Raw genomic sequence first — 13,465 nt, 5'->3', positions numbered from 1 at the left:
ATAGGAATGTTTAATAATTTGCGTCGATAACTGCCTTGATTGCGTTGATGTCATTTACAGTCAATGACCATAAATTTCCGTTGAAGTCGGCAAGCAAGTTATCCACTTCTGTAATCGAGATGTTCCGGGTTTCAGCAGGAGCGAAACGCAAAGAATAAATAAATCCGTATGCTTCTGATAATACATGTAAATATTTGGCCTGGTCTGTTCCATAATTCGTCACTGCCTGATCTAAATACTTCATTGCCTGGTATGCGGCAATTTTCTCCCACATTTCTCGGATTGCAACAATTGCAGCATCGCGGTCTGTCAGCACATTGTTTGAAATAGCTGCTCGTCCTTTCAGGAAGCTTCCCATCATGACCTGGTTGGAATTCAACGCAGCGTTTTGAGAGTTACAGTATTTACCCCAAAAAGCAAATGCCGGTGCAGTAGGGAAGTTCACAGGAACCGAAAAGTAACCGAAACATTCATCCCAATGGTGTTCCATATTGGTATAGGTTTGTCCTGAAACCGGGGTTGTATTATCTACATTCATATTAGCTGAACCTAAATAAACATTCAAAGCCTGGTATTTAAATACAGCTCCCATGATTGATTTTTCAATGATCTCGGATTTGTCGAAACCGTTTGCGTCAAACAAATAAGTGGAAGTTCCCGATGTCAGTATTCCTGCCTGGCCATTAGAAGCCGTATTCATATAGGAGTTACTGGCAACAGCAATGTCTGAAAAATGAGCAATAATTGTCGCTGTATCCAAGCTGAAACATTTATCCTGTAAGTTTTTGGTGGATGTAAAAGAGAAATTTCCATTTCCATTTCCCCCCGTATTTGCAAACATATCTTTCAAAACCTGGGCAGAGATTGCCTGAGTTGTCCCCAGCTCAGTATATCCAATCATTTCAATCAACTGGTTGATCCGGTCCGTCTGGCCCGCATAGTTGACTGTTGACTGTCCGCTTGAGTTTGTAAATGAATAGGTGGTTGGAATAGTGTATGTAAAATCGTACGTACAACTTCCGTCGTCTTTTTTGGCTTTCGAGTTGTAATTCGACGCTACAGGGTTTGTACAACCGCTTTTTTTACACGAAGCAAGTGGTGTTAATAATGTTCCAAGTGCAAGGAAATAAAGGAAATTCTTCATGAATATGAATCTGAATTTAAAATTTGATTGCAAAGTTAGTTTTGAGGTATCCGAACAACAATACCTTAAAAAAGGTATTTTTGATTTATGGATGTCAAATACATCATTGCTGATTCGGGAGGTTCTTCCACAAGCTGGGCAATTGTGCTGAATAACCAGGAAGTTGTGTTTATTCAGACAGAAAGCCTGCATCCGAAATACGCCCTATCAATCTCTTTTTCGTTATCCGCTTTGAAATCGAAATTCGGCAAGATGTGCGTACCATTGTATTTCTATGGTGCAGGATGTTCCGGTGATGTGATCCAAAAACAGATGGAAGCACTTTTACTGCAAGTGGGATTTTCGGAAGTATATGTTTACCCGGATACCCTGGCTGCTTGCAGAGCTTTGTATGGAAACCAACCAGGATGGGTTGCAATTTTAGGTACGGGTTCGATCCTGGTCCAATACGACGGAATACACATTACCAGAAGAATAGGAGGATATGGTTCGCTGATAGGTGATGAGGGGAGCGGGTTCTATTTCGGTAAACTGGTGGTGCAGGAGTTGCTTCGGACAGAAGAATGGGAAGCGGAGTGGACGAAATTATTTCAATCGCGTGCGCATATTCTTTCCAAATTGGCAGATCCGGATGCACAAAAGTGGATTTCGGGTTTGGGGGCGGAAACGGCAAAAATGGATTTCGGTTTTCTGCACGAAAGGAATGCGGAATTGTTTGTGGAGTTGTATTGCCTTCCGGTTTCGGGATTAAATGAAATTTCATTCATCGGTACATATGGATTTGAACAAGCATCCGTTTTTACGCGTGTATTTGAAGCACATTCTATCCGGGTAAAAAAAGGGATTGCCAGTCCTGTAAAGGATTTGGTGGATTATCACCGGATGAATGAAGGATGAGGTGCCGGATTGGTTTTGAAGATTGATACAGAGGTGTTTAGTCGAAAATATTAAATCTTTCGTAGAAAAGTACCTTGTGGTTTAAAAAATAATTCACAACTTGCAGGAGCGAAAGTGAGAAATGGATACATTATTAATTCAGGCAACTGCTCAAACCCCCTTGGTGAATTTGAATCCTGAGTCAGGAATCATGGAAATTAGAGGACGTTCAATTCCGGATGATCCCGAAGCTTTTTGGGGTGTTGTTTTAACATGGTTTGATAACTACATGGCGAATCCCCATGATGAAACGCTGGTAAGAATTGATTTGGAGTATTTCAACATTACTTCCTCCAAGCGTATTTTATTCTTGCTTTACAAATTGAATGAACTGGTCGATTCAGGGAAGAAAGCGAAAGTGGAATGGTACTACAGACAATCTGATGAAGATATGTACGAAGTGGGCCAGGACTATGCATTTATGGTTCATGTTCCATTTGATTTCCGGGAGTATACGGATAACGATTTAGTAGTAGCATAAGCTCCTTTTCAGTCATTTATTTTTCATTTATCAAAGCGGAAAGAGCCCCTCTTTTTCCAATTTCATTATTTTTGTTGCATTATGCGTGTAATAGCAGACATTCCACATGCCCGCTACAAGATCCAGATATTCTTGTACAATGCGAAGTATTTGGTTAAAATTGAATTGGGACAATTCGAACAAACATTTAAAATCGCCGAGTCGGATGTCAATGGCCTGGAAGAGCTGAAGCGCATGGTAACAGATCAATTATTACGTAACTCGCTTGAACGGTTTCTTTCTATGAGAGCAGATTGGGAAGAAGCATTTAAAAACAAAGAAATATGAAATTAGGACACATTATTGCAACCGGTTTGGTTCTTGGATTAACGACTTTTTCCTGTTCAGATAAGAAAGAAGAGCCCAAAACAAAGGAGGAAAAAGCACCTGAAGTTCCGGTAGTTCATTCCAATGGATTGAAAATAGCGTTCTATTATTCGGATAGTTTAAAATCCGGATTCACCTATTATAAAAATGAAGATTCCCGGATAACGAAGAAGGGAGAAGCTTTCCAGAATGAAATGATGGCAAAGCAGCGGGCACTGGAGCAAAAAGCTCAGAATTACGAAAAATACATGCGGGAAGGTACCTTGACCGGTGCTGAAATGCAGACCCTGGAGAATGAGATCATGCGTATGCGGGAGCAACTCATGAACCAACAGCAAACAAAAGGAGCTCAATTGGAAAAGGAAACCAATGAGGCCCTGACAGTTTTAGGAAAGAAAATCGAAGTTGCGGGAAAAAAATATTGTGAAAAATATGGAATTGATATCCTTTTGATCCATGGACAAGGAGGACAAATCAATTTCATCAATGATCAAATGAATGTCACTCAATCATTTATTGATTTCCTGAACCACGAACAAGAAATCATGGACAGAGACCTGGGGAAATAATCTATGCTGATAGCACAACAAAAGCTTAACGAGAACGTCGCTGAGTATATCTTATACATGTATCAAATCGAAGATTTGATCCGTGCATACCAGTTCGACCTGGACCGTATTATGAAAGAGGTGGTGGAACCGAACCTTCCTGATCGTGCTTATTTGGAGCATTACAAGGCTTGGTATGCCGGATTGATCCGGGATATGAAATCGGAACGGATCATTGAATCCGGACACCGCCTGGAACTGCAGGATGTATTGGTGGAATTGTCCTATCTTCACAATTCATTGCTGACGGTGGTAAATGATGAAAAATACCGAACACTTTATTCGACAGCGCTTCCTTATATTGAAGATTTCATCGAGCATTCCAATTTAAAAGGAATGAATCACCTGGAAGTCTGTTTTCATGCGCTCTATATGAAGTTGCTCCTCCGATTGCAGAAGAAGGAAATTAGCCAGGAAACCGAAGAGGCTTTTGATGCAATGCGTATTTTACTGGCTTATCTGACACGTTCTTACCACCTCATGAAGGGAGGAGAGGGACAGTATTGGAATAATTAATACAGATCTAACTTGCTGACATTGAGATCAACTGTTCCGTTGATTCCCGGTAATTTTCCTGATTCCGAAAACTGCCAATGCACTACGTCGCGATCAGTCATGTATTGAGGCTCCCTGCTGTAAGCTGCGATCCAAAAGTTATATCCGGCCATTTTTCCGCGAAACTTGGTTTCATAGAAATTCAGTGAGGTATAGATAATGGGTTTGATACCGGTTGCTTTTTTAACTTCTTCACACCAGATCAGGACTTTCGCTCTCAAATCTTCATCGGAAAACCCTTCATCTTCCACATCAATTACTGGTGGTAAATCAATGCTTCGGATTTTGTACACAGAAAGAAAGTAAGCGGCTTGAGGCCTTGGAGGTGACTTGGGATTGAAATAGTGATAGGCGCCATTGGAAATTCCATGCTTGTTTAGGTATTCCCTGTTGCGTTCCCATTGAGTATCCATGTGATCCGATCCTTCGGTTACTTTACAATAGACAAAGTCGATGATCGTATCAAATCCTTTTTCGTTCAGTAAGAGGTCCCAATCGATTTCTCCCTGGTGATGTGAAACATCCAGCCCGACAGCTTTGTATCCCCGAGGAATAATTTCGTGAAAATGGGTGGAAGTTTGCACCATTCCTTCCGTTTCGTACCAAAAAAAGAAGAATGCCAATACGCCAGCCGGAATGGCGATCCAGAAAATGAATCTGCTTTTACTTTTTTTACGGGATGCGGATCTGCGTTTGGGAGCCGTTTTTTTTCGGGGCTGTTTTCTTTTTGCCATGACTTGCCTGCGAAATTAGAAGTAAAAAACCGTCCGGCAATCATTTGTTGAAAAGAATCTACTTGAGAGCATAAACCGTCCAGTCTTTGGTATTTACTACCACTGTAAGAGGTAAATAGAGCTCTCCGCCGAGATAGCGTTTCAACACCACAATGTACTTGCATCCTTTTCGCTGAATGTCTTTCCGGAATGTTTCATCCAGTAATTCACCGTTACTTGCAACCCAGCCTTTTCGGTGTGCAAAATAAATGGCTGTCGGGTTGTCTCCGGTATTCACTGCAATCAGGTCGGAACGTTTGGAAAAGCGGTCCAGATCGGATTCCAGTTTCACAAAAGCCAACTCATGTTCTTTTAAGCGGAAGTCGTGCAGCTGATTTAATGTACCTTCCAGGATGATTACTGCCAGGATTGTTATTCGGATTGCTTTTTTACGGAAAATCGTGATTCCGTATGCTGCTGTCAGAGCCATGATGGGAACAAAAGGAATGATATAGTAAGAGTGATGTGTAAAGGTAAAGCCGGCTTTTAGTGCAACAACCAGGAAAGCAGCGAAACCAAGTCCCAGGATCCGCAAAAGCAGTTTATTCCGTTTCCGGATTGCAAGGAATAATCCTGTCAGGAACATTCCGAATCCTATAAACTTCAATGCGGCATCGTAGAAATGTTTTAATCCGTCGCCCAAATTCTCAACAAGTTCCTTTGCACCTAAACTGATGGGTTTTCCCATGAAAAAATGCCAGAATTGATACTTTTCCACCAGGTAAGGAACCCAACTGAAATACCACCAGGCAGCAGGGGCCAGAATAATTCCGCTAAGGATGAAAAAAATGATCTTCAGTCGGATAGATATCTGTCTGTCCAGGATGAAAAATGCGTAAAATGCGAGCAGGAATCCGGCCGGCAGTTTAGCAAGCACTCCCAAAAGCGTAAAAGCTGCAAAAAGGAACAGGTTCAGCCACCTGTATTTTTGTTCTTCAAAATAGCAGGCAGCGTAGTAAAACCCGATAATGACCAGGGAAGTGGCAAAGGTATCGGGCATGATCTTCCGGCTATAGGCAAACCAAATGGATGCCAGTAGGATCAGGGAAGCATTAAAAGCAGTTTCTGAAGTAAAAAAACGCTTTAGAATTCGAAAAAAGAACCAAATCCCGATACTGCTGACGATTAAATTAACCAATCGGCCATACCAATGCTGATAACCGAATAGTTCAGAAACCCAATAATCAATGTAGTTCAGGAGGGGAAATTCCATTCCGGTAATCCCGGTTTTTTCTCCGGCGAAATCAACGCGCGGGTACAGGATATTGGCAGAACCTTCGTAAAAATTACGTGTCACCATGGTTCCGGTGGTTTGTCGCCAGTTGTGTGCTACTTCGAGGGGAGGATTGGTAATTCCGTACATACGGACCAGGAAAAACAGGAGGATCCAGAAGCGGATGTCTTTAAAAACCGGGAGGGTAAAGAATGATTTCACGTATTTTTCTTTATCGTGCTAAGTTAGAGGAAAAGTTTGGAGGAATTATGCGATTTTCCAAAATAGCAATATCGGAATATCGGAACATCGGTATATACCGATGTTCCGATACAAGAAAAAAGCGGAATTCCTTTCGAAACCCCGCTTAATCAATCATTTTTTTGATTGTCTTATTTTTTTGCAAAGTTCGGAGCTACGATCAAATCTTTTGTTCCGTGGTTCCAGGAATAGAATCCTTCACCGGTTTTCACTCCTTTTTTACCGGCAGTCACCATGTTTACCAATAATGGGCATGGGGCGTATTTCGGATTCCCGAAACCATCGTGCAACACTTCCAGGATCGCTAAACATACATCCAAACCGATGAAGTCCGCCAATTGCAATGGTCCCATCGGGTGAGCCATTCCCAATTTCATGACCGTGTCGATTTCTTCCACTCCGGCAACTCCTTCAAACAAAGTATAAATGGCCTCATTGATCATCGGCATCAAAATGCGGTTCGCTACGAATCCCGGGTAATCATTTACTTCTACCGGAACTTTATTCAGTTTTTTGGAAGTTTCCATGATCAGGTTGGTCACCTCATCCGTGGTAGAATATCCGCGGATGATCTCCACCAGTTTCATGACCGGAACCGGGTTCATGAAGTGCATCCCGATTACTTTTTCAGGACGATTCGTTACAGAAGCAATTTTGGTAATGGAAATCGAAGAAGTGTTTGATGCTAAAATAACGTTTTCTGGAGTCAGGGCATCCAATTGTTTGAAGATATTCAGTTTCAGGTCTACGTTTTCTGTAGCCGCTTCAACGACCAATTCCACACCTTTCACTCCTTCTTCCATGGAAGTGAACGTGGTAATGTTTGCCAAAGTTGCCGCTTTATCGGCTTCTGTGATTGCTTCTTTTGCAACCTGGCGGTCCAGGTTCTTCGTGATTGTTGCCAATCCTTTATCCAATGAAGCTTGCGAGACATCGATCAAGGATACCTTATATCCAAATTGTGCGAAGGTGTGGGCAATTCCGTTTCCCATTGTTCCTGCACCAATTACTGCTACCTTTTTCATGAAGTGAGTTCTTATTTTTCGTGTGCGAAGATACAGAAAATTCAAAAGGGGAATTCAAAAATCAAAATGATCCTTGGGAAGGAGCAGGATGGGGTATTTGAAGGATGTTTTTGGAGCGATTCCCGTTGTTAGAGGATTCGTATATTTATGCGGGCCACTTGACGTGACACAAATGAAATAATCCCGATCCACATCCTGCCGGAAACGGAGCGGGATTATTCTTCAATACCGCATGACACGTTCCGATGGTTCGTCCAACATTTGGTTGCGTAGGTTGCGTGGAAACTGGTTGGAAGAGGAGTAAATCAATTTCTCCCGGAAATGCTTTTTGATTTTTCGTGCAAAAGTCCTTCCTCCCTCGATCGTGGCGTAGAAAACAGAATCTTGTTGTTTCCTGAAGTAGAGCGTGGAATTCGACTTGAAATTGAAAGTGTGAAGTTCCGTCCATTCCGAGTGCGGGATCACCCACTTACTTGGCCGTTTGCGGAACATGCCGAAACGTCTCCACGGTTTGGTGAAAATGATCTCATTCGGTGTGATTTCCATAACGGAATACACGTAGTAAATGAGCTCCAGATAGAAAATGAAGATCAGGAAACCGATCAACACCCAGACAAAATAAATCACGCTTAAATAGTCTTTCCTGACCCCCCAGAGGATGATTTGGTAGTTTACGAAAAGTATTAAAATTCCTAATAGTAATAGAGGTATTAAGTTAAGTGTGTTTCGATATTTTGCGGATCGATACATAACTTATAAATTACCATGAAGCGAAAAGTTACTAAATGCACTTTTTCTTTACAAAAAAAGTTTGTTAAAGTTTTTAGGAAAAATCAGCTTGAGAGATGTATCGTTTTTTGTCTTTTTTCTTATTCGTTAAAGCTTTCATCCGAATCAAAAAAATAAAGTGACATGAGTAAAGAGATCAATACCATTACAGGAGATATTTATATTGGAAAGGGAGCCGGGAAAATGATCCTGGACGATATGATGAAAGCTCGGAGATCCATCCGTGTTATGTCGCCTTATTTATCCGCCGGATTGGTTGATGTCCTCCTGGACCGGTTCGCGCTTGGTGTTCATATTGAATTGGTTACCTCAGACACGATCGAAGATCACAAAAACGAAAAAAAGAACAGTTACCGCATTATTCGTCAGCACAAACATGTAGACGAACAGTTGAAAAGCAGGAAGCAGTTCTTTCATTGGACCGGGATCGTACTGATGTTCCTCTTCGGGATGATTGCACTTACCAACCTTCCCGATCTGTTTGCAGAGGAAGTAAAGCCTTCAGACTATATCGGGTTTGCGGTATTTGCCGGAATGGCATTCCTGGGACATGGGATTTGGAAGTATGCGGAAAAAATCCGTTTTTGGTATTTTTCCTATCACCCGCTTTTTCCGTTCAAGATCTTTTATTCGGTTTATTCCCGGAAACCCGATCGGTCAAAAGCCTTTAATCTGCACAGTAAACTCTACATCATTGATGACCGGATCGCCTACCTGGGTTCCGTCAACTTTACGCGCTCCGGCTGTTTACTGAATCACGAAACCCGTATCCGTATCACTGATCCCGAAGCCATTCGTCAGTTGAAAGATGAGTTCAGCGAATTGCTGTGGAGTGAGAAGTACAATCACCGAAGTGTGGATGAGTGGGGTAGGGAGTTGTATGAGATGATGGAATGAGAAGTCTTCAGACACGTGCTCAAACCTACAGAGGATGAAATGCGAATAATTTAGCCATCTTTGTAGCATGGAACCTAAAATCACAACAAATCCGTATACTTTAAAAGCATCTGAATTTGCGGCACTTTATTATACGGACCTTGTTCGAAGGGCCTGGTTTATATTCCTTCCCATTTTAGGAATTTTACTGGGAAAACTGATTTATGACTTTATTCGGGAACCCTCCGTCTTTTCACTTCTCTCATTTGGAATATATGCCATTATCTTCTTTGTGGTAAGATACCGCTTGATTAACGGTTTGAAAAGAAATCCGATAATGGACCGATCGCGGATTGTAAAGCTTTATGAATATTGTCTCGAGTTGGAAGCAGATAACGGAATACTCACTCAATTCTTCCTGGTAGACATCACCTCTGTTTCTCCGTCTCGCAAGCACTTTTGTGTTAGGGCAAAGAACGGACAAACCTTTTGGTTCCCCAAAAGTTGCTTCAAAACCCTGGAAGATCAGAAAACCTTTGAGGAGCATTTGAGGGAGAAGGGGAGGATGAGGTAGTTCGGACAATGGCTGGGAAGCCCCAACTAATGTATCTCAATGAAAAGAATGAATTGGTTACGCATGCAAAACAAAAAATCAGTTCTATTCCCAAATAGTTGGTTCCAGAACTGATTTTGATACATTCGTTGCAGCGGTTTAATCTGCTTATGAACTAGCTATTGAGCTAATTTAAACCAGTAGAAGTTATTCCAGCCTTCAACCAATCTGGTAGGGTCTGTGTTTTTTGTTCTGTCCTGTTCATCCATTAAGATAATTTTACCACCCGCTACACTAAAATTGTAAATCCGTGGTTTTGCTTCATTATCTACTTTTACTTCGATCTTGTATTTCCCGTCCGTGAAATCAGGTAATTGAATAGTCTTTGTACCATCAGCTGATTTCAAGGCGGTAGTCATCTCTTTCCATTCAGCACGCTCCACTTTACCTTTAACAGGTTTCGTTTTGTCATATTGAGTAGCAAAAGGTTTTCCGTCTTTCGTAATGTTTATGGTCCAGCTTACATCTTTCATCGTTTTGTTGGGGTCAGCAGCATTTGGCTTGAATTCCTCGTGTTGCAGGTAAAATCCGAATACCATGTTACCGGATGATTGCTGTTCCATCCAGGCATATTTGTTCCATGGACCTCTGCTTAAATACATTTCATTCAGTTCTGCATACGGATCACTGTTGGTGACTTTATAAACTTCAAATTCGAAGTTGTAGAATAATTTGGAACCGGCATAAAACTCCAGGCGATATGTGCCTTCACCCCATTTTTTCAGATCAATGTTCGTTCCGTCGGCCCAGTCTCCGTTTTTCATATACCGGCTGCCTGGTTCATTGAACTTTCTTAATTTTTGGTTTTCAAAAGTTTGGCTTCCGTCGTATTCAAAATAGTCTATAAACTCGTTCCCTTTGTAAACTTTTACCTTTAAGTATTGTCCCTGGTCATATACTGTACTAACCGGTGTTCCGTCCGCCTTCAAGTATGGGACAAAAGAAGCAGTATAACTTGCGAGACTTGTACCCCCGCCTGTATATACCTGGGTACCATAAAGCAATGAGCTCATGGTGATTGCAGGAGTCATTTTGAAAGTAGTCCAGTCCAATTCCAGGTCTTTAGGTGTCGCTGTTTCTACTTTTGTTGTTTTAACAGGTTCTGAATTGGATTTAACAGGTTCTTCTTTGGTTTTTGCAGGTTCCTCTTTAGATTCACTTTGAGTAGCCTTCTTTACCATGCTCTTTAGCTGTGCATTGGCAATTGGGGATCCTAAACAAATGAGAACAGTTAATATTGAAATACGTTTTAAATTTTTCATCGATTAATTGGTTTGAAATTGGGTGTAAAGAGATTCAATATTTTGATTATAAACAAGTTACATTGAGCAGGAATTGGTTTTAGCAGTTGTTTATTTGGTATCCGCGGTGGTTTGGTTAACATTCGTATTCCTGCAGCTTTTTTTCCACCAACACAGTTCCTGAGTTTTAATGTGGTGCGTATGCATTATCTGTGACCGCAAATCGGGATGTAATTCGTATCTTGTAGCCTATTCTATTCGTTCCGATGAACAATCTGTTTCATGATTATCAGGAATAGCAACAACTGAACGAACTAAAAATGAATGCTATGAGCGAACAAAAAATGGCCGTATTAATAGATGCGGATAATGTGCCATATTCCAGTATTAAAGAAATGCTGGAAGAAGTGGCAAAGAACGGAACACCTACAATCAAGCGTATTTATGCAGACTGGACCAAACCCAATGCCAACGGCTGGAAAGGAGTTTTGCTTGAAAATGCCATCACCCCGATACAACAATACAGTTATACCAGTGGAAAAAATTCGAGTGACAGTGCCTTGATCATTGACGCGATGGACATTTTGTATTCACAGCAGGTGGATGCGTTTTGCATTGTTTCCTCAGACAGTGATTTTACCCGACTGGCAACGCGTTTACGTGAGTCCGGTAAAAAAGTGATGGGAATAGGTGAAAAGAAAACACCGCTTCCTTTTATTACAGCGTGCGATAAATTCGTTTACATCGAGATCCTGAAACAAAAAACGGTTCCGTCGAAATCGGAAGAAAAACAAAAAGAAAACAAGAAAGAAGCAACTCCGATGAATAAAGTCGATCAGAGTTTGGTAGCGCTGTTGAAAGACAGTGTGAGTGATCTGGCCGATGAAACAGGATGGACTTTCCTGGGAGAATTGGGAAATTTCTTGTTGAAAAAGAAACGCGATTTCGATCCGCGAAACTACGGGTTCCAAAAATTACTTCCATTGATCAAAAGCATGGATGAGTTTGAGATTGATATCCGTGAAACCAGTAATAAGAATACCAAGCACATTTTCGTGAAAGTGAAGGAATAATAAATATCTTGCAGAGGATGCAATTTAATTGCATCCTTGAAGGTTTTTCAAAATCGGTTTTCTTTTTTTGAAATAAGCTGAATAAACGGTAACTTTCCTCAATCAATTCTGAAACCATGAAGCAATTCTTCATAATCACCTTTCTCAGTCTCGCTTTTGGAGCATCTTCCCAAAATGAAGTGAGCACACTCTATTTCGGAAAGACTTTGTTGGATTTCCGTTATGAACCTCCTTTAGTACTTAGCACACAAGCTGTTGATCCACGAGAATGTGCAGCTTCCATCTGTGATGAGCAGGGAAATTTATTGTTTTACAGTAATGGGGGAGTTTCACCAACAGCACCGCCTTTTCAGGGTGGCGTATTCGGAAGCAATAACCAATTGCTTTCAAATGGAACGATGATTGATTCAGGCGGTTGTTTAAGCAGTTATCAAGGCGCGATCATTTTGCCGGATCCTGCCGGAATTACTCCCGTAAGCCGCAAGTACTACTTATTTGCCAAGGATTGCCTCGAAAGTTCATTTTCTACAATACATTATAATTCAGGTTTAACTTATTCGGTGATTGATATGAATGCGAATGGCGGCCAGGGAGCAGTTATCTCCAAATACAATCCGGTGGTTCCTTATCATGTTGTTTCCATGCACAGTACAGGTTATGAACCGCTTACGGCTGTGTTGGATGCGGAGGGAGAACTGAAATCGGGAGCTTCCGGGTACTGGTTGTTTTCTTATACTGATGATTCCTTATATCACATTCATTTTGGAGTGAATGGCTTCGATCAATTTCAAAAATTAGTAGACGGAAAAGGCTATTTAGCTGTTTCACCAAGCAGAACACACATGGCAGTTGGAAATAAGCTATACCGGTTGGATCCGTTAATGGGAACAGTTCAATTTCGTGAAAACCTGGATGTGAATGCCTATGATATTACTTTTTCACCGGATGGAACCAAACTATATGTCATTTCAGGAACAACTTTGAAACAATATGATCTGGAACAAAGCAATGTCGCCGCTACAGAACAAACCATTTCTTCCGTACCTTCAGGATCAAGACTGCTATTAGCTCCTTCAAAACGGATTTTGGTGTTTCAGGCCTCATCGAGTTATATAGACGCGGAAATTGTATGTCCCAATAATCCTGGAATGGCCTGCGGGTGGGATCCTGCGAATATTATTCTCGGTAGTAATGCGCTGACACCTTATTCGGGCAAACCAAACATTCCGGCTCATTACTTGTACGGAAATTCCACGAACTGCTCTTTGGGACTCGATGAAAACAATCCGTCTCTTTTGAGTATTCATCCGAACCCTGCAACTACCAGTGTATTTATTACTGGCCTGGAGAATGAAACCACTTATGTAATTTATTCCAGCCTGGGACAGATTGTTTTGGGTGGAACAACCCTTGGTAAGGAACCGATAGATTTACAGAATTTGGAAAAAGGAACCTACTTCATCGAACTGGCAAATCAATATATCCGGTTTGTAAAACAATAAATCAAATTG

Annotated in this window: 15 protein-coding genes; 9 read left to right on the top strand and 6 right to left on the bottom strand. The window is 41.3% G+C overall.

Translation table 11 applies throughout. The annotated features are described in order from the left end of the window. Positions 1–10 precede the first annotated feature (10 nt). Positions 11–1,144 carry a DUF4856 domain-containing protein gene (locus FO442_RS11765; RefSeq protein WP_186280082.1) on the bottom strand — a complete coding sequence of 378 codons (1,134 nt, stop codon included), beginning with the start codon at positions 1,142–1,144 and terminating at the stop codon, positions 11–13. An 87-nt stretch (positions 1,145–1,231) separates the two neighbouring features. On the opposite strand from FO442_RS11765, the gene FO442_RS11760 reads away from it, so the two are divergent. The 5 genes from FO442_RS11760 (at position 1,232) to FO442_RS11740 (ending at position 4,051) form a co-directional block, all read left to right on the top strand. Further along, positions 1,232–2,041 carry a hypothetical protein gene (locus FO442_RS11760; RefSeq protein WP_186280080.1) on the top strand — a complete coding sequence of 270 codons (810 nt, stop codon included), beginning with the start codon at positions 1,232–1,234 and terminating at the stop codon, positions 2,039–2,041. A gap of 121 nt (positions 2,042–2,162) precedes the next feature. Further along, on the top strand, positions 2,163–2,561 hold the full coding sequence (locus FO442_RS11755; protein ID WP_144333389.1) for a DUF1987 domain-containing protein: 399 nt from the start codon (positions 2,163–2,165) through the stop codon (positions 2,559–2,561). Positions 2,562–2,642: 81 nt separating this feature from the next. Continuing rightward, positions 2,643–2,888 (top strand): hypothetical protein, encoded by a 246-nt coding sequence (locus FO442_RS11750; RefSeq protein ID WP_144333388.1) that lies wholly within the window; start codon positions 2,643–2,645, stop codon positions 2,886–2,888. After that, positions 2,885–3,496, top strand: coding sequence for an OmpH family outer membrane protein (locus FO442_RS11745; RefSeq protein ID WP_144333387.1), 612 nt, complete (start codon positions 2,885–2,887; stop codon positions 3,494–3,496). The genes FO442_RS11750 and FO442_RS11745 overlap by 4 nt, the downstream gene beginning before the upstream one ends. A 3-nt stretch (positions 3,497–3,499) precedes the next feature. Then, complete coding sequence (locus tag FO442_RS11740) at positions 3,500–4,051, top strand: DUF4924 family protein (RefSeq protein WP_144333386.1); 552 nt, start codon at positions 3,500–3,502, stop codon at positions 4,049–4,051. On the opposite strand, the gene FO442_RS11735 is transcribed toward FO442_RS11740, so the two are convergent. From FO442_RS11735 to FO442_RS11720, 4 genes are all read right to left on the bottom strand, one after another. Beyond that, complete coding sequence (locus tag FO442_RS11735) at positions 4,048–4,824, bottom strand: glycoside hydrolase family 25 protein (RefSeq protein ID WP_144333385.1); 777 nt, start codon at positions 4,822–4,824, stop codon at positions 4,048–4,050. The genes FO442_RS11740 and FO442_RS11735 overlap by 4 nt on opposite strands. A gap of 58 nt (positions 4,825–4,882) precedes the next feature. After that, positions 4,883–6,298, bottom strand: a complete 1,416-nt coding sequence (locus tag FO442_RS11730) for an ArnT family glycosyltransferase (protein WP_144333384.1) — start codon at positions 6,296–6,298, stop codon at positions 4,883–4,885. 170 nt (positions 6,299–6,468) lie between these two features. Beyond that, complete coding sequence (locus FO442_RS11725; protein WP_144333383.1) at positions 6,469–7,362, bottom strand: 3-hydroxybutyryl-CoA dehydrogenase; 894 nt, start codon at positions 7,360–7,362, stop codon at positions 6,469–6,471. A gap of 222 nt (positions 7,363–7,584) precedes the next feature. After that, a complete protein-coding gene (locus tag FO442_RS11720; protein ID WP_144333382.1) occupies positions 7,585–7,989 on the bottom strand; it encodes a hypothetical protein in 405 nt (134 codons plus the stop codon). A gap of 285 nt (positions 7,990–8,274) precedes the next feature. Here FO442_RS11720 and FO442_RS18870 point away from each other — a divergent pair, with 285 nt between their 5' ends. Together FO442_RS18870 and FO442_RS11710 are read left to right on the top strand one after the other, a co-directional pair. Next, positions 8,275–9,048, top strand: a complete 774-nt coding sequence (locus tag FO442_RS18870; protein ID WP_246073846.1) for a phospholipase D family protein — start codon at positions 8,275–8,277, stop codon at positions 9,046–9,048. A 67-nt stretch (positions 9,049–9,115) separates the two neighbouring features. Then, on the top strand, positions 9,116–9,601 hold the full coding sequence (locus FO442_RS11710; RefSeq protein ID WP_144333381.1) for a hypothetical protein: 486 nt from the start codon (positions 9,116–9,118) through the stop codon (positions 9,599–9,601). Positions 9,602–9,759: 158 nt separating this feature from the next. Here FO442_RS11710 and FO442_RS11705 read toward each other — a convergent pair whose 3' ends face one another. Then, positions 9,760–10,902 carry a hypothetical protein gene (locus FO442_RS11705; RefSeq protein WP_144333380.1) on the bottom strand — a complete coding sequence of 381 codons (1,143 nt, stop codon included), beginning with the start codon at positions 10,900–10,902 and terminating at the stop codon, positions 9,760–9,762. A gap of 308 nt (positions 10,903–11,210) precedes the next feature. Between FO442_RS11705 and FO442_RS11700 the strand changes: the two genes are divergently transcribed. Beyond that, on the top strand, positions 11,211–11,954 hold the full coding sequence (locus tag FO442_RS11700; protein WP_144333379.1) for an NYN domain-containing protein: 744 nt from the start codon (positions 11,211–11,213) through the stop codon (positions 11,952–11,954). 116 nt (positions 11,955–12,070) lie between these two features. Next, positions 12,071–13,456 (top strand): T9SS type A sorting domain-containing protein, encoded by a 1,386-nt coding sequence (locus FO442_RS11695; RefSeq protein ID WP_144333378.1) that lies wholly within the window; start codon positions 12,071–12,073, stop codon positions 13,454–13,456. Positions 13,457–13,465: the final 9 nt, after the last annotated feature.

The sequence above is a fragment of the Fluviicola chungangensis genome (genome assembly GCF_007558725.1).
Taxonomy (GTDB): Bacteria; Bacteroidota; Bacteroidia; order Flavobacteriales_D; family Crocinitomicaceae; genus Fluviicola; species Fluviicola chungangensis.
The sequence above is the reverse complement of the archived record's forward strand: the minus strand, read 5'-3'. Positions and strand labels throughout refer to the sequence as shown.